13 protein-coding genes are annotated in these 21,802 nt (G+C 72.6%); 9 read left to right on the top strand and 4 right to left on the bottom strand.

From position 1 onward, the window contains the following. Window positions 1-157 precede the first annotated feature (157 nt). From dxs to IE219_RS23635, 3 genes are all read left to right on the top strand, one after another. Window positions 158-2,077, top strand: a complete 1,920-nt coding sequence (dxs, locus tag IE219_RS23625) for a 1-deoxy-D-xylulose-5-phosphate synthase (protein ID WP_189980774.1) — start codon at window positions 158-160, stop codon at window positions 2,075-2,077. A 212-nt stretch (window positions 2,078-2,289) separates the two neighbouring features. Then, window positions 2,290-3,768, top strand: coding sequence for an amino acid permease (locus IE219_RS23630; protein WP_189980776.1), 1,479 nt, complete (start codon window positions 2,290-2,292; stop codon window positions 3,766-3,768). Between the two features lie 98 nt (window positions 3,769-3,866). Continuing rightward, the gene (locus IE219_RS23635; RefSeq protein ID WP_189980778.1) at window positions 3,867-4,943 is read left to right on the top strand and encodes a PLL family lectin; all 1,077 of its coding nucleotides are present in this window, start codon (window positions 3,867-3,869) and stop codon (window positions 4,941-4,943) included. Window positions 4,944-5,040: 97 nt separating this feature from the next. Here IE219_RS23635 and IE219_RS23640 read toward each other — a convergent pair whose 3' ends face one another. Beyond that, the gene (locus IE219_RS23640; protein WP_189980780.1) at window positions 5,041-6,123 is read right to left on the bottom strand and encodes an LCP family protein; all 1,083 of its coding nucleotides are present in this window, start codon (window positions 6,121-6,123) and stop codon (window positions 5,041-5,043) included. A 237-nt stretch (window positions 6,124-6,360) separates the two neighbouring features. Here IE219_RS23640 and IE219_RS23645 point away from each other — a divergent pair, with 237 nt between their 5' ends. The 6 genes from IE219_RS23645 (at window position 6,361) to IE219_RS23670 (ending at window position 16,812) form a co-directional block, all read left to right on the top strand. Further along, window positions 6,361-7,938: a hypothetical protein gene (locus tag IE219_RS23645; protein WP_189980782.1), complete on the top strand. Its 1,578-nt coding sequence runs from the start codon at window positions 6,361-6,363 to the stop codon at window positions 7,936-7,938. A gap of 201 nt (window positions 7,939-8,139) precedes the next feature. Continuing rightward, window positions 8,140-9,582: a CDP-alcohol phosphatidyltransferase family protein gene (locus IE219_RS23650; protein WP_189980784.1), complete on the top strand. Its 1,443-nt coding sequence runs from the start codon at window positions 8,140-8,142 to the stop codon at window positions 9,580-9,582. Continuing rightward, window positions 9,579-14,018: a glycosyltransferase gene (locus IE219_RS23655; RefSeq protein ID WP_189980786.1), complete on the top strand. Its 4,440-nt coding sequence runs from the start codon at window positions 9,579-9,581 to the stop codon at window positions 14,016-14,018. The genes IE219_RS23650 and IE219_RS23655 overlap by 4 nt, the downstream gene beginning before the upstream one ends. A gap of 31 nt (window positions 14,019-14,049) precedes the next feature. After that, window positions 14,050-14,814 carry a rhamnogalacturonan acetylesterase gene (locus IE219_RS23660; RefSeq protein ID WP_189980787.1) on the top strand — a complete coding sequence of 255 codons (765 nt, stop codon included), beginning with the start codon at window positions 14,050-14,052 and terminating at the stop codon, window positions 14,812-14,814. Continuing rightward, complete coding sequence (locus tag IE219_RS23665; RefSeq protein WP_189980789.1) at window positions 14,811-15,539, top strand: hypothetical protein; 729 nt, start codon at window positions 14,811-14,813, stop codon at window positions 15,537-15,539. The genes IE219_RS23660 and IE219_RS23665 overlap by 4 nt, the downstream gene beginning before the upstream one ends. Continuing rightward, the gene (locus IE219_RS23670; RefSeq protein ID WP_229849968.1) at window positions 15,532-16,812 is read left to right on the top strand and encodes a phosphodiester glycosidase family protein; all 1,281 of its coding nucleotides are present in this window, start codon (window positions 15,532-15,534) and stop codon (window positions 16,810-16,812) included. Before IE219_RS23665 ends, IE219_RS23670 begins: the two co-directional genes overlap by 8 nt. 78 nt (window positions 16,813-16,890) lie before the next feature. Here IE219_RS23670 and IE219_RS23675 read toward each other — a convergent pair whose 3' ends face one another. The 3 genes from IE219_RS23675 to IE219_RS23685 form a co-directional block, all read right to left on the bottom strand. Continuing rightward, a complete protein-coding gene (locus IE219_RS23675; RefSeq protein WP_189980791.1) occupies window positions 16,891-19,029 on the bottom strand; it encodes a 3-hydroxyacyl-CoA dehydrogenase NAD-binding domain-containing protein in 2,139 nt (712 codons plus the stop codon). Then, a complete protein-coding gene (locus IE219_RS23680; RefSeq protein WP_189980793.1) occupies window positions 19,026-20,240 on the bottom strand; it encodes a thiolase family protein in 1,215 nt (404 codons plus the stop codon). Before IE219_RS23680 ends, IE219_RS23675 begins: the two co-directional genes overlap by 4 nt. Window positions 20,241-20,441: 201 nt before the next feature. Continuing rightward, the gene (locus IE219_RS23685) at window positions 20,442-21,725 is read right to left on the bottom strand and encodes an HRDC domain-containing protein (protein WP_189980795.1); all 1,284 of its coding nucleotides are present in this window, start codon (window positions 21,723-21,725) and stop codon (window positions 20,442-20,444) included. Between the last annotated feature and the right edge of the window lie 77 nt (window positions 21,726-21,802).

Consider the following 21,802-nt stretch of genomic DNA (forward strand, 5'->3'; position numbering starts at 1 on the left):
ACCGGGAAACCGGTGCCGGGCCCCGTCGCGTCCGGAGCAGTACATCGCCCGTCCGGGTGACAGCCCTCGGGCTGGCCCGGTGCCCGCGATCCAGGACGGAACATTAGACTCGGCAAAATCGGCAAGCTCGACCAGCTCAGAACGCAAGGAGGCACGGGTGGCCCTGCTGACCCGTATCAGGACACCGCGCGACCTGGACCGGCTCTCCCCGGAACAGCTGGACCAGCTGGCCGCGGAAGTCCGGACCTTCCTCGTCGACGCCGTCTCCAAGACCGGCGGCCACCTCGGCCCCAACCTGGGCGTGGTCGAACTGACCATCGCCCTGCACCGCGTCTTCGACTCCCCGAAGGACAAGGTCCTCTGGGACACCGGACACCAGAGCTACGTGCACAAGCTCCTCACCGGCCGCCAGGACTTCTCCAAGCTGAAGATGAAGGGCGGCCTCTCCGGCTACCCCTCGCAGGCGGAGTCCGAGCACGACGTGATCGAGAACTCGCACGCCTCCACCGTCCTCGGCTGGGCCGACGGCCTCGCCAAGGCGAACCAGGTCCTCAGGAAGGACGACCACGTCGTCGCCGTCATCGGCGACGGGGCCCTCACCGGCGGCATGGCCTGGGAGGCGCTCAACAACATCGCCGCCGCCAAGGACCGCCCGCTCGTCATCGTCGTCAACGACAACGAGCGCTCCTACGCGCCCACCATCGGCGGCCTCGCCAACCACCTGGCCACCCTGCGCACCACCGACGGCTACGAGCGCTTCCTCGCCCGCGGCAAGGACATCCTGGAGCGCACCCCGGTCGTCGGGAAGCCGCTCTACGAGACCCTGCACGGCGCCAAGAAGGGCCTGAAGGACTTCATCGCCCCGCAGGGCATGTTCGAGGACCTCGGCCTCAAGTACGTCGGCCCCATCGACGGCCACGACATCGAGGCCCTGGAGTCCGCGCTCACCCGCGCCAAGCGCTTCGGCGGCCCGGTCATCGTGCACTGCCTCACCGAGAAGGGCCGCGGCTACCAGCCCGCTCTCCAGGACGAGGCCGACCGCTTCCACGCCGTCGGAAAGATCCACCCCGACACCGGTCTGCCGATCGCCACCTCCGGCGCCGACTGGACCAGCGTCTTCGGCCAGGAGATGGTCGCGCTCGGCAAGGAGCGCGAGGACATCGTGGCGATCACCGCCGCCATGCTCCAGCCGGTCGGCCTGGACAAGTTCGCCAAGGAGTTCCCGGAGCGGGTCTTCGACGTCGGCATCGCCGAGCAGCACGGCGCGGTCTCCGCGGCCGGCCTCGCCACCGGCGGCCTCCACCCGGTCTTCGCGGTCTACGCGACCTTCCTCAACCGCGCCTTCGACCAGGTCCTCATGGACGTGGCCCTGCACAAGTGCGGCGTCACCTTCGTGCTCGACCGGGCCGGCGTCACCGGCACCGACGGCGCCTCCCACAACGGCATGTGGGACATGTCGATCCTCCAGGTCGTGCCCGGCCTCCGGCTCGCCGCCCCGCGCGACGCCGACCAGGTCCGCGCCCAGCTCCGCGAGGCCGTCGAGGTCACCGACGCCCCCACCGTGGTCCGCTTCTCCAAGGGCGCGGTCGGCCCCGCCGTCCCCGCCGTGGGCCGGGTCGGCGGCATGGACGTGCTCCGCGAGGCCGGCGCCGACCGCCCCGACGTCCTGCTGGTCTCGGTCGGCGCGCTCGCCCCGATGTGCCTGGAGATCGCCGACCTGCTCGACCGGCAGGGCATCTCCACCACCGTCGTCGACCCCCGCTGGGTCAAGCCGGTGGACGAGGCCCTCGCCCCGCTCGCCGCGCGCCACCGGGTCGTCGTCACCGTCGAGGACAACAGCCGCGTCGGCGGCGTCGGCTCGGCCGTCTCCCAGGCGCTGCGCGACGCGGGCGTCGACGTGCCGCTGCGTGACTTCGGCATCCCGCCGGTCTTCCTCGACCACGCCTCCCGGAGCGAGGTCATGGCCGAGATCGGGCTGACCGCCCCGGACATCGCGCGCCAGGTCACCGGCCTGGTCTCGCGTCTGGACGGCCGCTACGAGACGGCGCAGCAGGCCGTGGAGCCCGCGCACGACTGACCCCGCGCCACCCCGATCCCTCCGGAATGGATCACTCCGCGTCACCATTGGGCCGGTCGGTTCACCCTCCCGGGTGCCGACCGGCCCTTTCGCGTGCATCCTGGCCTGACCGGGGCAGGCGTCTTCCACGGCGGGTGCTCCGGACCCGACGTCACGGACGACGCGGAGGTACGACGGTGAGCACGGATCAGCACCCACGGGCCCGCACGAGCGTGTTCCGGACCAAATCGGTGGAGCAGTCCATCCGGGACACCGAGGAACCGGAGCACGCGCTCCGCAAATCGCTCTCGGCCTGGGACCTCACGGTCTTCGGCGTCGGCGTCATCATCGGCACCGGCATCTTCGTCCTGACCGGCAAGGTCGCCAAGGAGAACGCCGGACCCGCCACCGCCCTCGCCTTCGTGGCGGCCGGCATCGTCTGCGCCCTGGCCGCCCTCTGCTACGCGGAGTTCGCCTCGACGGTGCCGGTGGCGGGATCGGCGTACACCTTCGCGTACGCCTCCATCGGCGAGCTGCCGGCCTGGATCATCGGCTGGGACCTGGTCCTGGAGTTCGCGCTGGGCACGGCGGTGGTGGCGGTCGGCTGGTCCGGCTACGTCCGCTCGCTGATGGACAACATCGGCTGGCACCTGCCCGCCGCCCTGGAGGGGCCGGACGTGCCGGGCGGCACCTTCGACATCCTCTCCTTCCTGCTGGTCCTGGTGCTCACCGCGGTCCTCGTCCTGGGCATGAAGCTCTCCGCCCGGATCACCTCCGTGGTGGTGGCGATCAAGGTCACCGTCGTCATGATCGTGATCGTCGCGGGCCTGTTCTTCATCACCGGATCCAACTACAAGCCGTTCATCCCGCCGGCCGTCACCCCGCCCGGCGGCGGCTCCGACTGGACCGCGCCCCTGGTCCAGTTGATGTTCGGCTACCAGCCGACCAACTTCGGCGTCATGGGCATCTTCACGGCCGCCTCCATCGTCTTCTTCGCCTTCATCGGCTTCGACGTGGTCGCCACCGCCGCCGAGGAGACCAAGCTGCCGCAGCGGGACATGCCCCGGGGCATCCTCGGCTCGCTGATCATCTGCACCGTGCTGTACGTGGCGGTGGCCCTGGTCGTCACCGGCATGCAGCACTACACGGAGCTGTCCGTGAGCGCCCCGCTCGCCGACGCCTTCAAGGCGGCCGGGCACCCCTTCTACGCGGGCGTGATCAGCTTCGGCGCGGCCGTCGGCCTCACCACGGTCTGTCTGATCCTGCTGCTGGGCCAGACCCGGGTCTTCTTCGCGATGAGCCGGGACGGGCTGCTGCCCCGCTTCTTCTCCCGCACCCACCCGCGCTTCAGGACCCCGTACCGGCCGACCATCCTGCTCGGCGTGATCATCGCGGTGGTCGCCGGCTTCACCAGTATCAACGAGCTGGCGACCCTGGTGAACATCGGCACCCTCTTCGCCTTCGTGGTGGTCGCCGTCGGCGTCATGGTGCTCCGCCGCACCCGCCCCGACCTGCCGCGGGCCTTCCGCACCCCGTGGGTGCCGGTGCTGCCGATCGTCTCGATCGCGGCGTCGTTCTGGCTGATGCTCAACCTGCCGGGGGAGACCTGGTTCCGCTTCGCGGTCTGGATGCTGATCGGCTTCGCCGTGTACTTCCTGTACGGGCGCAAGCACAGCCGGTTGGCGGAGCGGAACGACTCCCCGGCCTCCTGACCGGACGAGGGCACGGGTGGACGGAAGACGCCAGGTCCGGGCGGATACAGTCGGGTCCGAACCGTTCCCCGACACGACCCGGAGCGCTGGATCCCCCCATGGTGAACCGAAAGTACGCCCCCGACGACCCCGCCAACGGCTCGCCGGGAGCCCCGAGAATGCACGGCGTCTGGCTGGCCCGGGGTGCCGAGGGGCGTTTCAGCGTGTACGTCCCCCGGGACGGCGGGGTGATCCGCTGGACGGAGGGCGCGGACGGGCGCTTCACCGGCCCCGTCCCGCTCGGCGGGGGCGGTGAGCTGTGGCCGTACCTGGGCGTCGGGCAGGGCCCGGACCGGTACGTGCACATGGTCGGCATCCGGCCCACCGACACCGGCGACGGCCACGTCGAGCTGGTGTACAGCGCGCAGTTCCAGACCGGCCGGCCCAACGTGGAGTGGAAGTCCTTCGGCCACTCCAACACGAAGGCCCCCTGGTACGGCAACCCGGCGGTGGCGGTGGACCCGCAGGGCCGGGTCTACGTCTTCACCCGCAACGGCGGCGGCGGGGTGAGCTGCCGGGCCCGCAAGGACAACGGCGCCTGGCACCCGTGGTGGGACCTGAAGGGCAACAACACCGACCGCAACCCGGTGGCGATGATCACCGGCGCCGGCCTGGTCGAGCTGTACACCTCCACCCACCAGGGGCTGCGGCGGTACATCCAGAAGGAGTCGGGGGCCATGCCGGTCGCCGAGGACGTGCTGCTCACGCCGCTGGTGCAGGGCACCCTCGCCGCGGTGACCGGCCCGTCCGGGCACGTCACCGCCTTCTACGCGGACGGGCTGGGGAAGATCTGCGCCTGGTCGCCGGGGCGCGGGCTGGCCCCGACCGCCTTCGCCGACGCGATCGGCACCGGTCCGATCACGGCCGTGAACTGCCTCATCGACGGGTACGAGTGCACGCTGCTGGCCCAGTGCGACGAGCAGGGCCGCACGGCCTTCGCGGCGTATCTGACGGAGCGCGAGGAGACCGGGCTGAACTGGACCGTCTCGGGTCCGCCGGTGACCAACCCGCCGGTGCTGACCACGGACGCGGCCGGTGCGGCGGTGGCCGCCGCGCTGACCCCCGACGGCGGGGTGGTCGTCACCCGGCAGAAGGACGAGCCGGGGCTGGCGCTGGAGGCGTGGACCCGGATCTGACCGCTCCGGCGGTGCGGACGGACGAAGGCCGGTGGCCCGGCCCCCTGAGGTGAGGGGGCCGGGCCACCGGCCTTCACGCCGTACGGACCCGGGGAGGTCAGCCGCCGGTGGCGGGGGACTTCTTCGCGGACTCCGGGATCTCGGCGTCCTCCCGGATCGCCTTCCACAGCTGGGACGCCTGCGGCTCGGCGGCGACCACCCGGTTCCTGTCGATCTTGTCGTAGGCGACCGGCAGCATGATGGTCTCCATGTTCTGCGGGTCCACGCCGTTCAGGCTGCGGCCGAACTCGCTGAGCGAGGAGAGGGAGGCGAGCGCCGCGTCCGTGGTGAGGGCCTTGGTCGCCGAGTCGGCGATCTTGTAGGACTTGGCGGGGCTGCTGAGCAGGTCCTGCTTCTTGACCTCGGTGAGCAGGGCGGTGAGGAACTGCTGCTGGAGGCTGATGCGGCCCAGGTCGGAGCCGTCGCCGACGCCGTGCCGGGTGCGGACGAAGGCGAGCGACTGGGTGCCGTCCAGGCGCTGGCGGCCGGCCTCCAGTTCGAGCCCGCTCTGCTTGTCGTGGATGGGCTGCTTCACGTCGACGGTGACGCCGCCGAGGGTGTCGACCAGGTCCTTGAAGCCGGCGAAGTCGATCTCCATGTAGTGGTCGAGGCGGACCCCGGAGAGGGACTCCACGGTCTTGGCGACGCAGGCGGGGCCGTACTGGGCGTACACGGAGTTGAACATCACGCGCTTGGCGGAGGGGCCGGTGGTGCCGTCGGCGCGCGGGCACTCGGGCCGGGTGACCAGGGTGTCGCGCGGGATGCTGACGGCGACGGCCTGGGTGCGGCCCTCGGGGATGTGCACGACGAGGGCGGTGTCCGAGCGGCCGCCGCCGACCGCGCCGCCGACCAGGTCGCCGTTGTCGCCGGCGCGCGAGTCGGAGCCGAGGACCAGGATGTTCTGGCCGCTGGTGGGGAGCTTCTCCGGGCGGTTGTCGCCGAGCGCCTTGTCGATGTCGACGGCCTTGATGTTGCCGTCGAGGCTGCTGTAGCCCCAGTACAGGGCGCCGCCGGCGGCGAGGACCAGGACGAGCAGGGTCAGCAGGACGATCCGCCCGGTCCTGCGGCGCTTGCGGGCCGGGCGCGGGGTGGGTCCGGAAGGCCCGCCGACGGCGTCGGGCGTGCGTATGTCCTGGCTCATGGTGCTGTGATTCCTCGCATCTGATGGCCGCGTCGGGCGATGGGGAACCCGGTGTCCCCCCGGGTCGCGCAGGGGCCATGGGCGCCTGTGACCGTGCAGTATAGGCCGCGATCAGACATCTGTACGACTGGGACGGATTTTCCCGGCCCGGCGGCCCCCGTTATCGTTCCGGGGAGACGTGGATCGAAAGCGTGATCGACGGCACGGGGAACGGCAGTCGGCGAACAGGGGGCGGAGATGGCGCGAGGCACCGACCGGCGGGCACGGTCCGGGCGCTCCTCGGGCCCCTCGGGACCGGGCCCGGCGGGCCTGCTGCTCCTGGTGGCGGCCACCCCCGCCGACGCCGTCGCGCCGCTCGCCGCCGAGCCGCCCGGCGCGCCCGTCGCCGTGGCCTGCCTCGGCCGGGGCGGCCCCGGCGAGGCGGAGGCGCTCGGCTCCGCCCTGGCCGCCGCGCGCGAGCGCGGCCACCGCGTCACCGGCGAGCCGTACGTGCTCGACGTCCGGGGCGACGCCGACGCGCGGCTGCTCGACCTCTTCCTCGACCTCGCCCCGGCCCGGATCGGCACCCCCGACCCGGACCCGGAGAGCGTCGCCGTCGAGGGCTCCGACCGGAAGTACGCCGTCGTCGAGCCGCCCGCCCGGGGCGCCGCCGCCCGCGCCGCCCTGCGCGCGGCCCGCGCCTACCAGGAGCGCACCGGCCGCCCGGTCCAGGTGGACTGCCGCCGCGCCGCCGCCGATCCGTACGCCTCCGTCGAGGCGGCCTCCCGCTACCCCCGGCAGAGCGGCTGGCTCACCCGGGGCGAGGACGGGCGGCTCTCCGTCCACCTGATGTCCGCCGGTGGCGTGCTGCGCTGGACCGAGACCGTGCCGGGCGGCCCGGAGTGGGACGGCCCCGAGGCGCTGGAGGCGCCGGCGGAGCTGATGCCGGGCCTCACCGTGCTCCAGGGCGCCGACGGCTACGTCCGCCTGCTGGGCCTGCGCCGGGCCGACGACAAGGGGGGCGAGGCGCTGGAGGTCGTCACCGCCGTCCAGTACCAGAGCGGCCGGCCGCTGGCCCCCTGGCAGTCGATCGGCAATCCGAACGCGCGCGAGTGGGAGCGGGCGAGGCAGCTCGGCTTCCCCGTCGCCGCCCTCGACACCACGGGCACCCTGCACGTCTTCGTGCGCAACGTCGGCCGGGGCATCAGCACCCGGCGCCAGGACCGGGCCGGGAACTGGACCGGCTGGGAGCATCTGCGCGGCCGGCGGATCGCCGACGAGCTGGCCGCGCTGCCCGGCCCGGACGGCCGGGTCGATCTGGTGGCCCGGCGCCGCGAGCGCGCGGAGGCCGTGCACTGGGCCTACGACCCGGCGGCCCGGAGCTGGACGGAGGACCGGACGGTCCCGGTCCGCCTGGTTCCGGGCAGCCTCGCCGCCGCCCCCGAGGCCGGTGGCTTCCGCTTCCGCTACGCCGACACCAACGAGCTCTGTCTCTGGCGGCCGGGCGCGCCCGCGCCGGAGGCCCTGGGGGCCGCCGACGGGACCGGCGCCGCGACCGGCGCGGCCGGCGCGCTGGTCCAGGGCTGGTCCTGCACGGTGCTGGTCCGGCCGGGCGGCGACGGGGCGGTCGCGATCGGGGTGCACGCCGACGGGCGGCCCGACACGGGCATCTGGTGGGCACCGGGCGGCGAGCGCTCCCTGAGCGCGCCCGCGGTGGCGCTGGACGCGGCGGGGCGGGCGGTGGTCGCGGTGCTGGGGGTGGACGGGAGACCCCGGGTGATGCGCCAGCGGCACGGCGCGGAGGGGCTGGAGTTCGACCCCTGGCACGTGCTTTGACGCAGGTGGGGCCCCTGGGCCCGTTCTATACGAACTTTTGAACATCGATCGTGTTTGCTAAACTCACGCCGTCTTTATGTGAACCACGGGTGGACCACATGTGTGGATCGCGTGGACGGCCCCCTGACGCGGGCGCTTCGTGAGCAGGCCAATGGCTGCCCTGCCACGTCAGATGTCCGTGCGCCGACGACTGAGGGGCTCATGCACAAGCTGTCACTCCGGGCTGTCCAGAAACTCACCTGCAAGAAGCGTGACGCCTGGTGGACCGTGCTCCTCGTGGACCCCGTGGCCACCCGCCTCGTCTGCCTCTTCGCCCGGTTCAACTGGATCACCCCGAACCGCGTCACCTGGGCCGCCCTCTTCGTCGGCCTCGGCGCGGCGGGCTTCTTCCTCAAGGGCGACTACGCCTCGCTCGCGATCGGCGCCGGCCTCTACCACATCAGCTTCATCCTCGACTGCATCGACGGCAAGCTCGCCCGCCTCAAGGGCAACGGCTCCGTCTTCGGCGGCTGGCTCGACTACGTCTTCGACCGCATCCGGGTGCTGTTCTGCGCCCTGGCCCTGATGGGCGGCCAGTTCCTCCGCACCGACGAGCCCGTCTTCCTGCTCGCCGCCCTCGTCGTCGTCTTCCTCGACATGCTCCGCTACGTCGACGCCCTCCAGATCTACAAGATGCGCATGTCCATGCGCTCCAAGATCGAGGCCGTCACCCTCGCCCGGCAGGCCGAGGCCGGCGTGAGCGAGGAGGAGCAGAAGGTCCTCTTCATGGAGGACCTGCTCCGCGAGAACCCGCTCGCGGAGAGCGAGACCCTCAAGGCCGCCGCCACCACCCGGCCCGGCCAGCCCGAGGTCATCGACCTCCACCAGCAGTTCCGCGAGAGCTTCCCCTGGTACGCGCGGTTCCGCCACGCCCTCCTGCGCACCCGCATCCGGCCGCACCTCATCAGCGGCATCGAGTTCCAGATGTTCATCTTCATCGTCGGCCCCCTCATCGGGCACGTGCTCCTGACGACCGCCGTCTCCGCGGTCCTCCTGGGCGCCTTCGAACTGGTGATCATGTTCAAGTTCTGGCTCTCCACCCGCGACTTCACCCGCACCATGGAGCGCCTCGCCCCCGACAGCGTCCCCACCCGCGCCGGCTCCATCTCGCCCCACCTCCAGGCCGGCCGCCACCGCCGCCGCGAGGACGAGGACGAGGAGCAGTACGCGTACGAGGCCGGGGAGGCGTACGAGAACGGGACCGGGCACGCCGGCCCCGCGCCGGAGGCGTGGCCCGCCCCCGACCAGCGGTACGCCCCCCAGGACGGCTGGACCGCCGCCGGCCCCGCCCCGGCCGCCCGCACCGGGCAGGACGCCTGGGTCGAGCAGGCCGCGTGGATGGACCAGCGCTTCCCCGCGCCCGAGCCCGACGACGACCCCGGCTTCCAGCCGTACCCCCACCCGTACCCCGCCGGACACGACGTCCAGGGCGAGTTCGGCGAGTTCCAGGGCGCCCACGACCCCCACGGCGCCCACCAGGGCGGCCGGGCCACCCAGGGCACGCAGGACCAGACCGCCTGGCTCCCGCGCATCCCCGCCCAGCCCCACCCCGGGCAGCCGCACCCCGGACAGAACCGCGCGGACTCGGGGCAGAACTGGTCATGAGCGTCCCGCCCGACATCACGCAGTACTGCGTCAGCATCGTCGTGCCCGCGTACAACGCGAGCGCGACGCTCTCCCGCGCCCTCCAGTCGGCGCTCTCCCAGACCCACCGCAACGTCGAGGTCCTCGTCGTCGACGACCACTCCGCCGACGGCACCCTCCTCACCGCCCGCCAGTTCGCCCAGGACGACCGGGTCCGCGTCATCGAACGGCCCGAGAACAGCGGCGGCTGCGGCGCGCCCCGCAACAACGGCATCGAGGCCGCCACCGGCGAGTACGTGATGTTCCTCGACGCCGACGACGAGCTGCCCCTCAAGGCCGTCGAGGAACTCCTCTCCTCCGCCCTCACCACCGGCTCCGACATCACCGCCGGCCGCGCCCTGCGCGTCAACCTGGGCACCGACGAGGTCACCGTCTGGCAGCCGCAGCTCTACGCCGCCGACCAGACCGTCGCCGGCCTCGGCGCCCTCCCCGAACTCTTCGACGACCCCATCGCGGCCGGCAAGCTCTACCGCCACGACTTCCTCGACGACTTCGGCATCCGCTTCCCCGAGGGCGTCTTCTTCGAGGACACCTACTTCTCCACCGTCGCCAACTTCCGGGCCCGCTCCCTCACCCTCCTCGCCACCCCCGTCTACCGGTGGATGTGGGAGCGCGAGAGCGACCAGCCGTCCATCACCAACCGCCGCCACGAGCTCCGCAGCATCCGCGACCGGATCCTCGTCCACCGGTACACCGACCACTTCCTCGCCGAGGTCGGCCGCCCCGACCTGCTCGCCCACAAGGGCGCCAAGTTCCTCACCCACGACCTGCGCCTCTACACCCCCGAGCTGCGCACCGGCGGCGAGGACTACCGCCGCGGCTTCGTCCGCGCCGTCGCCCCCTACCTGGAGGGCCTCGTCCCCCAGACGTACGAGCTGTGCGGCCCCATGGAGCGGATCCGCGCCTTCGGCCTCCTGCACGGGCGCACCGACATCGCCGTCTCGGCCGCCGACTTCACCCGCCGCCGCAGCGTCATCAGCTCCGACGTCGTCGCCCGCGACGGCCGCGTCTTCTGGTCCGGCTCGATGCTCGGCATCGCCGATGCCGAACGCTTCCTCGACGTCACCGACCTCGAACTGACCGGCACGAAGCTCGCCGACGCCCGGCTCTACAACGAGGCGTCCCGCGTCGAGATCATCGGCGACCGGATGCACATCACCGGCGCCATCCGCAACCAGTTCGGCCGCGTCGACCCCGAGGGCAAGACCGAACTCGTCGCCGTGCTGCGCCGCCGCAGCACCAAGACCGACCACCACTTCCCCGCCACCGGCGTCGAGGTCGACGAACACTGGATCCGCTACCACGCCACCCTCGACCTCGCCGCCACCCTCGGCAAGGCCGACCGCCCCGGCCACTGGAACTTCTTCGTCCAGCTCCGCCACGGCGGCGAACGCGCCTCCACCGCTCTCAGCATCAGCCGCGTCGACACCCAGGACCTGCGCCACACCACCCCCGCCGGGACCTACGAGGTCTACGAGACGGTCAGCGGCAACCTCGGCCTGCGCCCGCAGACCACCGAGAGCCGCACCCGGGTCGAACCCCGCGGCACCCCGTGGCTGTGGTGGCAGCAGACCCCGCCGGCCGAGACCGTCGCCGCCCCCGGCGGGCGGTACGGCGCCGCGGTCGTCGTCCACTGCCGCAACGACGAGTACGACCTCCCCGATTTCCTCGGCTCCCTCGCCGCCCAGGAGAACTTCCCCGGCATCGAGGTCGTCTTCGTCGACGACGGCTCCACCGACGCCACCCCCCAGCTGCTCGCCGCCTTCACCGCGTACCACCCCCACACCCGGGTGATCACGCAGTACAGCCTCGGCCTGCGCTCCTCCTTCGACCACGGCCTCCAGTACGTCACCGCGCCCTACGTCATGTTCGCGCGGGCCCGCGACATCCTCGGCGAGGCCGCCGTCGCCCGGCTGCTGGCCGCCGCCCGCCGCGTCGACACCGGCGTCGACGTCGTCGTCGGCCGCGCCGACAACTTCCCCGGCCCGGCTCGCAACGACGAGGAGCCCTGGCAGCGGTACTTCAAGGAGACCGCCGCCGTCGACCGCCTCGACGACGCCCCGTACCTGGTCTTCTCCACCGCCCTCGGCGGCAAGCTGTTCAAGACCTCCTACGTCCGCGACCGGCGCTTCCGCTGCGGCCCCGGACCCGGCTTCGAGGACGACTGGTTCACCGTCCCCGCCCTGCTCCGCTCCCGCCGCGTCGCCGTCGCCCGCGGCGCCCGCTTCTACGAGCGCGACGAGGAACTGCGCGGCTCCCTCTTCGACCGGCCGTGGAACGACCCGGTCAAGACCCAGGAACTCGTCCGCCTCGCCGCCCACGTCCTCACCGCCGTCCAGGACCAGCCCGAGCGCACCGTCCGCCTCGCCCAGCGCTTCGTCGTCCGCTCGCTCCAGCCCTACGTGCGCAACATGCACCGGGTCATGAGCAAGCCCGAGATCGCCGCCGTCCTGCCCTGGCTGCACAACATCTACCGGGACATCCCGGCCGACCTGATCCTCCAGTACACGACCCAGCCGCTGGCCCGGCTCCAGCACCACGCCATCCTCACCGGCGACCTGGACCTCTTCGCCGACCCCCGCACCACCCCGGACTACCTGCCGACCCTCCACCTCGACGACGAGGGCGTCTACCGCCGCCTCGCCGGCGACCCGGTCGACACCACCCTGCTGCGCGTCCCCCGGATCAGCGCCGTCCTGGAGACCTTCGACTGGACCGGCGGCGAGATCGAGTTCCAGGGCCTCCTGGTCCTCGCCGCCACCGACATCGACCGCCCCTTCACCAACCGCGTCGACCTGGTTCTCTCCGACGGCCGGCGCGAACACGCCGTCCCGATCGAGCAGGTCTACCGGCGCGACCGCTGGCGCACCCGCAAGGACCAGGACATGTACGCCGGCTGGCGGGCCCGCGTCCGCACCGACGCCCTGGCCGCCGCCGTCGCCAACGCCGAACTCGGCCTCGCAGTCCGCATCCACGACGAGAACGGCCGGCACCACGACACCCCGCTCTCCGCCCGCCAGATGCTCCACCGCTTCAAGGGCGTCCACACCCGCGGCAAGGAGCGCTTCGTGCTCTCCGTCGCCGACGACGAGACGCCCACGGTCCGCTGGGTCCGCGGCTTCCGCGCCCGCCGCAAGGACAAGCGCCGCCGCTTCTTCCGCGAACTGCGCGCCTCGCTGCCCGGCCGCCCCGGCTGGCGCACCCGCCTGATGTACTGGCTGACCCACCCGGTCCTGCACCGCAAGGGCATCTGGATCATCGGCGAGCGCGAGGACACCGCCCAGGACAACAGCTACCACCTGTTCAAGTGGATCCGGCAGAACCAGCCCCGCCGCAAGGTCTACTACTCCATCAACCGCACCTCCGCCGACTGGGACAAGCTCGCCCCGCACGGCCAGGTCATCGACCGCCTCTCCTGGCGGCACCGCGCCTACCTGCTGCACGCCGAGCGGCTGATCAACGCCTACGACCTGGAGGCGTACCTCGGCTTCCCCGGCCTGCCCAAGCGCGCCTTCCTGCGCGGCTACGGCGACCTCCTGCGCTACAAGCGGGTCTTCCTCCAGCACGGCGTCGTCTACAACGACGTGGTCGCCTCCATCCACGCCCAGGCCACCAACGTCGACATGGTGCTCACCACCGGCCGCAGCGAACGCGCCTACTTCGCCGAGCACTGCGGCTACGGCTACGACCGGGTCGCCGCCACCGGCCTGCCCCGCTACGACGCCCTCGACCCGGTCCCCGGCCTGCGCCGCGTCCTCGTCATGCCCACCTGGCGGCGCGACATCGTCGCCCCCTCGTACAACAAGGCGGCGAAGCCCGAGATCCCCTTCGCGGCCTCGCAGTACTACCGCTTCTTCTCCGCCCTGCTGCGCGACGAGCGGCTCCTCACCGCCCTGGAGCGGTACGGCGTGGAGCTGGAGTTCATGCCGCACTACGAGATCCGGCCGTACCTCAAGCACTTCACGATCGACCACCCGTCGATCACCGTCTCCACCACCGGCCGGGACGTCCAGCTCGCCATGCGCGAGTGCTCCATGCTGGTCACCGACTACTCGTCCGTGTTCTTCGACGTCGCCTACATGGGCAAGCCGATCGTCTACACGAACTTCGACGACGAGGAGTTCTACCGCAAGCACTACAAGCGCGGCTACTTCGACCTCGCCCGGGACGGCTTCGGCCCCGCCTGCGGCACCGTCGAGCGCGCCGTCGACGAGATCATCGCCTCCATCGCCCGCGGCTTCCAGGTCGAACCCGAGTACCAGCGGCGCGCGGCCGACTTCTTCGTCCTGCGCGACACGGCGAACTGCGAGCGCGCGTACCAGGTCATCGAGACGCTGGACGCCTCGATCGTGTCCGACCCCGGCTTCGAGGCCCATCGCGGGGTGCGGATTCCATGAACCGACGGGTCAGGCACGTAGGAACGGGCGGATGAGAAGAATCTTCATCGCGGGCGGGTCGGGAGCCTGCACGCGGCAGACCAGCATGGCACCGATGGCCGGCTGGGGGCAGGTGCTGCACCTGTACACCCAGGGCGTCGAGGTCGTCAACGCCGCGCGCGCGGGCGCCAGTTCACGCAGCTTCTACGAACGCGGCCGACTGGCCTGGATCCTGGAGAACATCGCCCCCGGCGACCTGCTGCTGATCTCCTTCGGCCACAACGACATGCGCGCCGAGGACGGCCGGTTCACCGCCCCGTTCAGCGACTTCCAGTACTACATGCGCAAGTACACCGACGGCGCGCGCGCCCGGGGCGCCCACCCCGTCCTCGTGCCCGGCGTGGAGCGGCGCGTCTTCGACGCGCACGAGAACATGCGGCGCAGCCTCGGCGTCTACCCCCAGGCCATCCGCGAACTCTCCCGCACCATCTCGGTCCCCCTCATCGACCTGCACGACTTCACCAGCGGCTGGTGGGAGCAGCTCGGCGCCGAGGAGAGCAAGAAGGTCTTCCTCTACCTCCGGCCCGGCGAGAACCCCAACTATCCCGAGGGCGTCGAGGACAACAGCCACCTGCGGCCGCACGGTGCCCTGGAGTGCGCCCGCTTCGTGGCCCGCGGCATGTACGCCCAGGGCCTGCTGCTGCCCGAGTACTTCCGGAACCTGGAGGCGCCCGCGCCCGAGCAGGAGGTCACCTGGCTCCCGGACGACGTCTTCGAGCACCTGACCAAGTCCCGCGTGAGCGAGGTGGCGGAATGAACGACTGGTACCCGCTGACCCGGGCCTCGGTGACCCACCCGGAGAGCCCGCGCCACGGCGGCCGCCTGGAGCTGTTCAGCGACGCCGACCCGGCGCTGCCGCTGGCCCCCGGCCGCCGCTTCCAGCTGATGCTCTCCATCACCCCGCAGGACGCCCCGTACCGCGTGTACGGCTACCTCCTCCCCGACCTCTTCGAGGGCGTCCTCGGCGTCGTCCGCCACCAGGGCCTCGGCAAGATGGCCAGCGGCCGGTACGCCACCTACGCCTCCGGCGCCGAACCGCGCGCCGTCACCATGACGGTGAAGGTCGCGGACGACGCGCCCGAGGGCTCGTACTTCCTGCCCCGGATCGTGGTCGGCGTCAAGCGCACCGAGGAGGAGCGGCTCGTCGCCTCGATGGCCAACTCCCACCTCGGCTTCCGGGTCCGCTGGCACTGGCTGGCCGGCCACGTGATGATGCTCGAACCCGGCGGCCGCTTCACCGTCCCCGCCGACTACCGCCCGGTCGAGGGGCTGCGCTTCACCGGCAGCACCTTCCCCTCCCGCGGCACCCTCTTCCACGTGCCCGGCGGCGGCCTCACCTACCAGGCCGACCCCGAGTTCCGCGGCTACGACTCCTTCGCCTGCGAGTTCGAGGACGCCGAGGGCCACCGGGTCCGCCAGGAGATCACCGTCCACGTCGGCGGACTGGGGGACTCCCCGGGAGCCCTGCCGGCGGATGGCTAGCCGGCCGGGCCGCCGCCGGGCCGTCGCCCTCGCGGCCGTCCTCGCCCTGTCGGCGGGGACCGGGGCCTGCACCCGGGCGGCGGAGCCCGGCATCGCCGCCACGCCCTCCGGCCCCGTCACCGAGCGGCGGCTCGCCCCCGGCGTCGGCTACCAGGAGTCCGTCCACCGGGGGCCGGCCGGACCGGTCCGGATCGCCGTGCTGCGGATCGCCCCGGACGCGCGGGCCCGGATCACCGGCGCGCACGGCGCGAACATGGCCGTCACCCAGACCGTGCGCCAGGCCGCCCGCCGGGCCGGGGCGCTCGCCGCCGTGAACGCCTCCTACTTCGACATCAAGGGCGGCAAGGCGTTCAGCGGCTATCCCGGCGACCCCGTCGGCCTGTACGTCGAGGACGGCCGGGTCCTCAGCGAGGCCCGCGACGACGGCGCGGCGCTCCTCCTCGGCCGCCGCGACGGCCGGCTGTGGGCCCGGATCACCCAGGTCGCCACGCCCGGCCGGGTCACCGCCGCCGACGGCACCGAGCGGCGGCTGGACGGCGTCGACCGGGTCGCCGGCCGGCTCCGGCCCTGCCGGGGCACCGACCGGGACCGGCTGGAGGCCGAGGGCCGCAGCTGGCGCGAGGACCCGCGCACCGGCCTGTGCGCCGACCCCGACGAGATCGTCGAGTTCACCCCCTCCTGGGGCGTGGACACCCCGCAGGGCCGCCGCGGCAGCGTCGAGGCGCTGCTGGACGCCGACGGCACGGTGCGCCGGCTGCGCTCCCCGGCCGGCGGCCCGGTGCCGAAGGACGGCCGGACCCTGTACGGGACGGGCGAGGGCGCCGACTGGCTGCGCGAGCACGCCGGACCCGGCACCGTGCCGTCCCTCGCGATGCCGCTGACCGACCTCTCCGGCACGGACCTCACGGCCGGCGTGGAGACGGCGGTGGGCGGCGGCCGGCGGCTGCTCGACGGCGGCCGGGTCGCGCTCGGCCCGCGCGACCTGGCGGCGACCGACCGCCCGCCGCGCACCCTGGCCGGGGTCACCGCCGACGGCTCGGTCCTGCTGGTCACCGTGGACGGGCGCGACCCGGGCGCGAGCGAGGGCGCCACCCTCTCCGAGGCGGCCGGGCTGCTGCGCTCCCTCGGCGCCGTCGACGGCATCAACCTCGACGGCGGCGGCTCCACGACGATGGTCGTGGACGGCGAGCTGCGCAACCGCCCCCGGGAGGCGGTGGGCGACCCGGTGGGCGAGCGCAGGGTGGCCACGGTCCTCGCGGTCCTGCCCGGCTGAGGGACATCGCGCCAGGACGCGGGAAGGGGCCGGTGGCAGTCGCCACCGGCCCCTTCCGCCGTTACGGGTCCCCGGGTGTTACGCCGGGACGCTCGCCACGCCCTGCGCGAGGAACCGCTTGCCGTTGACGCGCTCGGAGACGCCCTCACGATCCAGGTACGGGGTGATGCCGCCCAGGTGGAAGGGCCAGCCCGCACCGGTGATCAGGCAGAGGTCGATGTCCTGCGCCTCGGCGACGACACCCTCCTCCAGCATGAGGCCGATCTCCTGCGCCACCGCGTCCAGGACGCGGTCGCGGACCTGCTGCTCGGTGAGGACGGTGTCGCCCTGCTTGAGCAGCGCGGCGACCTCGGGGTCGAGCTCCGGCTTGAAGCCGTTCTCCGGCTTGTAGACGTAGAAGCCGCGCTTGCCGGCCTCGACGACCGCCTTCAGGTTGGGGGAGACCGTGAAGCGCTCCGGGAAGGCCCGGTTGAGGGTCTCGGAGACGTGCAGGCCGATCGCCGGGCCGACGAGCTCCAAGAGCACCAGCGGGGACATCGGCAGGCCGAGCGGCTCCACCGCCTTCTCCGCGGTCTCGACGGAGGTGCCCTCGTCGATGACGTTCTGGATCTCGCCCATGAAGCGGGTGAGGATGCGGTTCACGACGAACGCCGGGGCGTCCTTGGTGAGGACCGCGGTCTTCTTCAGCTTCCGGGCGACGCCGAAGGCGGTGGCCAGGGAGGCGTCGTCGGTCTGCTCGCCGCGGACGATCTCCAGGAGCGGGAGGATCGCGACCGGGTTGAAGAAGTGGAAGCCGACCACGCGCTCCGGGTGCCGGAGCTTCGACGCCATCTCGGAGACCGACAGCGAGGAGGTGTTGGTGGCGAGGATCGCGTGCGCCGGGGCGACCGCCTCGACCTCCGCGAACACCTTCTGCTTGACGGACATCTCCTCGAACACGGCCTCGATGATGAAGTCCGCGTCCGCGAAGCCCTCGGCCTTGTCGAGGACACCGGAGACCAGGCCCTTGAGGCGGTTGGCCTTGTCCTGGTTGATACGGCCCTTGCCGAGCAGCTTCTCGATCTCGCCGTGGACGTAGCCGACGCCCTTGTCCACGCGCTCCTGGTCGATGTCGGTCAGGACGACCGGCACCTCCAGGCGGCGCAGGAACAGCAGCGCGAGCTGGGAGGCCATCAGACCGGCGCCGACGACGCCGACCTTGGTGACCGGGCGCGCCAGCGACTTGTCCGGGGCGCCGGCGGGGCGCTTGGCGCGCTTCTGCACCAGGTTGAAGGAGTAGATGCCGGAGCGCAGCTCGCCGCCCATGATCAGGTCGGCGAGGGCCTGGTCCTCGGCGTCGAAGCCCTTCTGGAGGTCGCCGTCCTTGGCGGCCTCGATGATCTCCAGGGCGCGGTAGGCGGCCGGGGCGGCGCCGTGCACCTTGGAGTCGGCGATCGCGCGGCCCTTGGCGACGGCGGCGTCCCAGCCCTCGCCCCGGTCGATCTCCGGGCGCTCGACGGCGACGGAGCCGTTGAGCACGCCGGCGGTCCAGACGAGGGACCGCTCCAGGAAGTCGGCGCCCTCGAAGATCGCGTCGGCGATGCCGAGCTCGAAGACCTGCTTGCCCTTGAGCTGGCGGTTCTGGTTCAGCGAGTTCTCGATGATGACCTGGACGGCCTTCTCGGCGCCGATCAGGTTCGGCAGGAGCGCGCAGCCGCCCCAGCCGGGCACCAGGCCGAGGAAGACCTCGGGGAGCGAGAAGGCCGGGAGGGCCTTCGACACGGTGCGGTAGGTGCAGTGCAGGCCGACCTCGACGCCGCCGCCCATGGCCGCGCCGTTGTAGTAGGCGAAGGTCGGCACGGCGAGCGCGGAGAGGCGCTTGAAGACGTCGTGGCCGCCCTTGCCGATGGCGAGGGCCTCGTCGTGGTTGCGGAGCAGCTCGACGCCCTTGAGGTCGGCGCCGACGGCGAAGATGAACGGCTTGCCGGTGATGCCGGCGGCGACGATCTCACCGCGGGCGGCCTCGGCCTCGACCTGGTCGATCGCGGCGTTCAGGTTGGCCAGCGACGCGGGGCCGAAGGTGGTCGGCTTGGTGTGGTCGAAGCCGTTGTCCAGCGTGATCAGCGCGAACCGGCCCGCGCCGGCGGGCAGCTCGAAGTGCCGTACGTGGGCGCTGGTGACGACCTCGTCGGGGAAGAGCTCGGCGGCGCCCTTCAGAAGCTCGGCGGTGGTGCTCACTTGCCCTCCCAGTGGGGGTTCTCCCAGATGACCGTCGCGCCCATGCCGAAGCCGACGCACATGGTGGTGAGGCCGTAACGGACCTGCGGCTGCTCCTCGAACTGGCGGGCCAGCTGCGTCATGAGGCGGACGCCGGAGGAGGCGAGCGGGTGGCCGTAGGCGATGGCGCCGCCGTACTGGTTGACGCGGGCGTCGTCGTCGGCGATGCCGTAGTGCTCCAGGAAGGCGAGGACCTGGACCGCGAAGGCCTCGTTGATCTCGAAGAGGTCGATGTCCCCGATGGACAGGCCGGCCTTGGCGAGGGCCTTCTCGGTGGCGGGGATCGGGCCGTAGCCCATGACCTCGGGCTCGACGCCGGCGAAGGCGTACGAGACGAGGCGCATCTTGACCGGGAGGCCGTTCTCGCGGGCGAACTCCTCGGAGGCGATGATCGAGGCGGTGGCGCCGTCGTTGAGACCGGCCGCGTTGCCCGCGGTCACGTTGCCGTGGACGCGGAAGGGGGTCTTGAGGCCCTCCAGCGACTCCAGGGTGGTGCCGGGGCGCATCGGCTCGTCGGCGGTGACCAGGCCCCAGCCCGTCTCGCCGGTGGAGGCGTCGGTGCGGCGGACCGAGACCGGCACCAGGTCCTGCTGGATCTTGCCGTCGGCGTACGCCTTGGCGGCCTTCTCCTGCGAGCGCACGGCGTACTCGTCGGCGCGCTTCTTGGTGATGCTCGGGTAGCGGTCGTGCAGGTTCTCGGCGGTCATGCCCATGAAGAGGGCGGACTCGTCGACCAGCTTCTCGCTGACGAAGCGCGGGTTCGGGTCGACGCCCTCGCCCATGGGGTGGCGGCCCATGTGCTCGACACCGCCGGCGATGACGGCGTCGTACGCGCCGAAGGCGATGGAGCCGGCGACCGAGGTGACGGCGGTGAGGGCACCGGCGCACATGCGGTCGATGGAGTAGCCGGGCACCGACTGCGGGAGCCCCGCGAGGATGCCGGCGGTACGGCCGAGGGTCAGGCCCTGGTCGCCGATCTGGGTGGTCGCGGCGATCGCGACCTCGTCGATCTTCGCCGGGTCGAGGGCCGGGTTGCGGCGCAGCAGCTCCCGGATGGCCTTCACGACGAGGTCGTCGGCGCGGGTCTCGTGGTAGATGCCCTTCGGGCCCGCCTTGCCGAACGGGGTGCGGACGCCGTCGACGAAGACGACGTCCCTGACGGTACGAGGCACGATGGCTCTCCTCCAGGTGCGGGACGGCACTGCTGCGGCGCACACCACTAAGCGTGCGCTTGCTTCCCCCATGCTACTTGTGGGTAACCAAGCTGCCCACCCCCTGGCGTCCAAGCGGCGAAGGTCACACACCCCGGACGCGCGGGAGCCCCCCGCGCCACGGGGGCGCGGGGGGCTCCGAAAGCGGTGCGGGGCACCGGCTCACGCCTTCGCGGCCAGGGCCTTCGCCAGGATCGGGCTCACCAGGGAGACCTGCCAGTGCCGGGCGCCGTGGGCGGTCAGGGCGGCGGCGACCGCGTCCGGGTCGGCCGGGGCCGGGGGCTCCCAGCAGATCCGGCGCACGGTGTCCGGGGTGATCAGGTTCTCCTGCGGCAGGTGCAGCTGCTCGGCGAGGGCCGAGACGGCGGTGCGGGCGGCCGCGAGGCGGGCGGCGGCGGCCGGGTCCTTGTCCGCCCAGGCGCGCGGCGGGGGAGGGCCGGCGACGGCCTGGCCGGGCTGCGGCAGCTCGTTCTCCGGCAGGGCGCGGGCCCGGTCCACGGCCGCCTGCCACTGTTCGAGCTGGCGGCGGCCCATCCGGTGGCCGAAACCGGGCAGGGCGGTGAGCGCGGCGACGTTCACCGGGACGGCGAGCGCCGCCTCGACGATCGCCGCGTCGCTCAGGACCTTGCCGGGGGAGACGTCGCGGCGCTGGGCGACCCGGTCGCGGGCCGTCCACAGCTCCCGTACGACCGCCATCTGGCGGCGGCGGCGCACCTTGTGCATGCCGGAGGTGCGGCGCCAGGGGTCCTTGCGGGGCGGCGCGGGCGGGGCGGTGGCGATGGCCGCGAACTCCTCGTGGGCCCACTCCAGCTTGCCCTGCCGGTCCAGCTCCTTCTCCAGCTCGTCGCGCAGGTCGACCAGGAGCTCGACGTCGAGGGCGGCGTAGCGCAGCCAGGGGTCGGGCAGCGGGCGGGTGGACCAGTCGACGGCCGAGTGCCCCTTCTCCAGGGCGTAGCCGAGGACGGACTCGACCATGGCGCCGAGGCCGACCCGGGGGAAGCCGGCGAGCCGGCCGGCCAGCTCGGTGTCGAAGAGGGAGGTGGGGCGCATGCCTATGTCCCGCAGGCAGGGCAGGTCCTGGGTGGCGGCGTGCAGGATCCACTCGGTGCCGTCGAGGGCCTGCCCCAGACCGGAGAGGTCGGGGCAGCCCACCGGGTCGATGAGCGCGGTGCCCGCGCCCTCGCGGCGGAGCTGGACGAGGTAGGCGCGCTGCCCGTAGCGGTAGCCGGAGGCGCGTTCGGCGTCGACGGCGACGGGCCCGCGCCCGGCGGCGAAGGCGGCGGTCACCTGGGCGAGGGCGTGTTCGCTCGCGACGACCGGCGGGATTCCCTCCCGCGGCTCCAGCAACGGGATCGGAAGCCCATTCACAGGGACGTCGTCGTCCGGGGGGCCGCCCCCGGTGGTGCGCAGTGCGGTGTCAGCTGCGGTCTCTTGGGCGTCGGTCACCTGTCAAGGGTATCCGCCGACGGCAAGCGCCCGCCGACGGAACGTTCCGTCGGCGGGCGCCGCGTTTCGCGCGGGCC

This window comes from Streptomyces termitum, assembly GCF_014650175.1.
Lineage (GTDB): Bacteria > Actinomycetota > Actinomycetes > Streptomycetales > Streptomycetaceae > Streptomyces > Streptomyces termitum.

Coding starts and splice junctions, on each gene's coding strand:
- IE219_RS23635 (WP_189980778.1), top strand. CDS start 3,867: ATGGTGAACCGAAAGTACGCCCCCGACGACCCCGCCAACGGCTCGCCG.
- IE219_RS23640 (WP_189980780.1), bottom strand. CDS start 6,123: ATGAGCCAGGACATACGCACGCCCGACGCCGTCGGCGGGCCTTCCGGA.
- IE219_RS23645 (WP_189980782.1), top strand. CDS start 6,361: ATGGCGCGAGGCACCGACCGGCGGGCACGGTCCGGGCGCTCCTCGGGC.
- IE219_RS23650 (WP_189980784.1), top strand. CDS start 8,140: ATGCACAAGCTGTCACTCCGGGCTGTCCAGAAACTCACCTGCAAGAAG.
- IE219_RS23655 (WP_189980786.1), top strand. CDS start 9,579: ATGAGCGTCCCGCCCGACATCACGCAGTACTGCGTCAGCATCGTCGTG.
- IE219_RS23660 (WP_189980787.1), top strand. CDS start 14,050: ATGAGAAGAATCTTCATCGCGGGCGGGTCGGGAGCCTGCACGCGGCAG.
- IE219_RS23665 (WP_189980789.1), top strand. CDS start 14,811: ATGAACGACTGGTACCCGCTGACCCGGGCCTCGGTGACCCACCCGGAG.
- IE219_RS23670 (WP_229849968.1), top strand. CDS start 15,532: ATGGCTAGCCGGCCGGGCCGCCGCCGGGCCGTCGCCCTCGCGGCCGTC.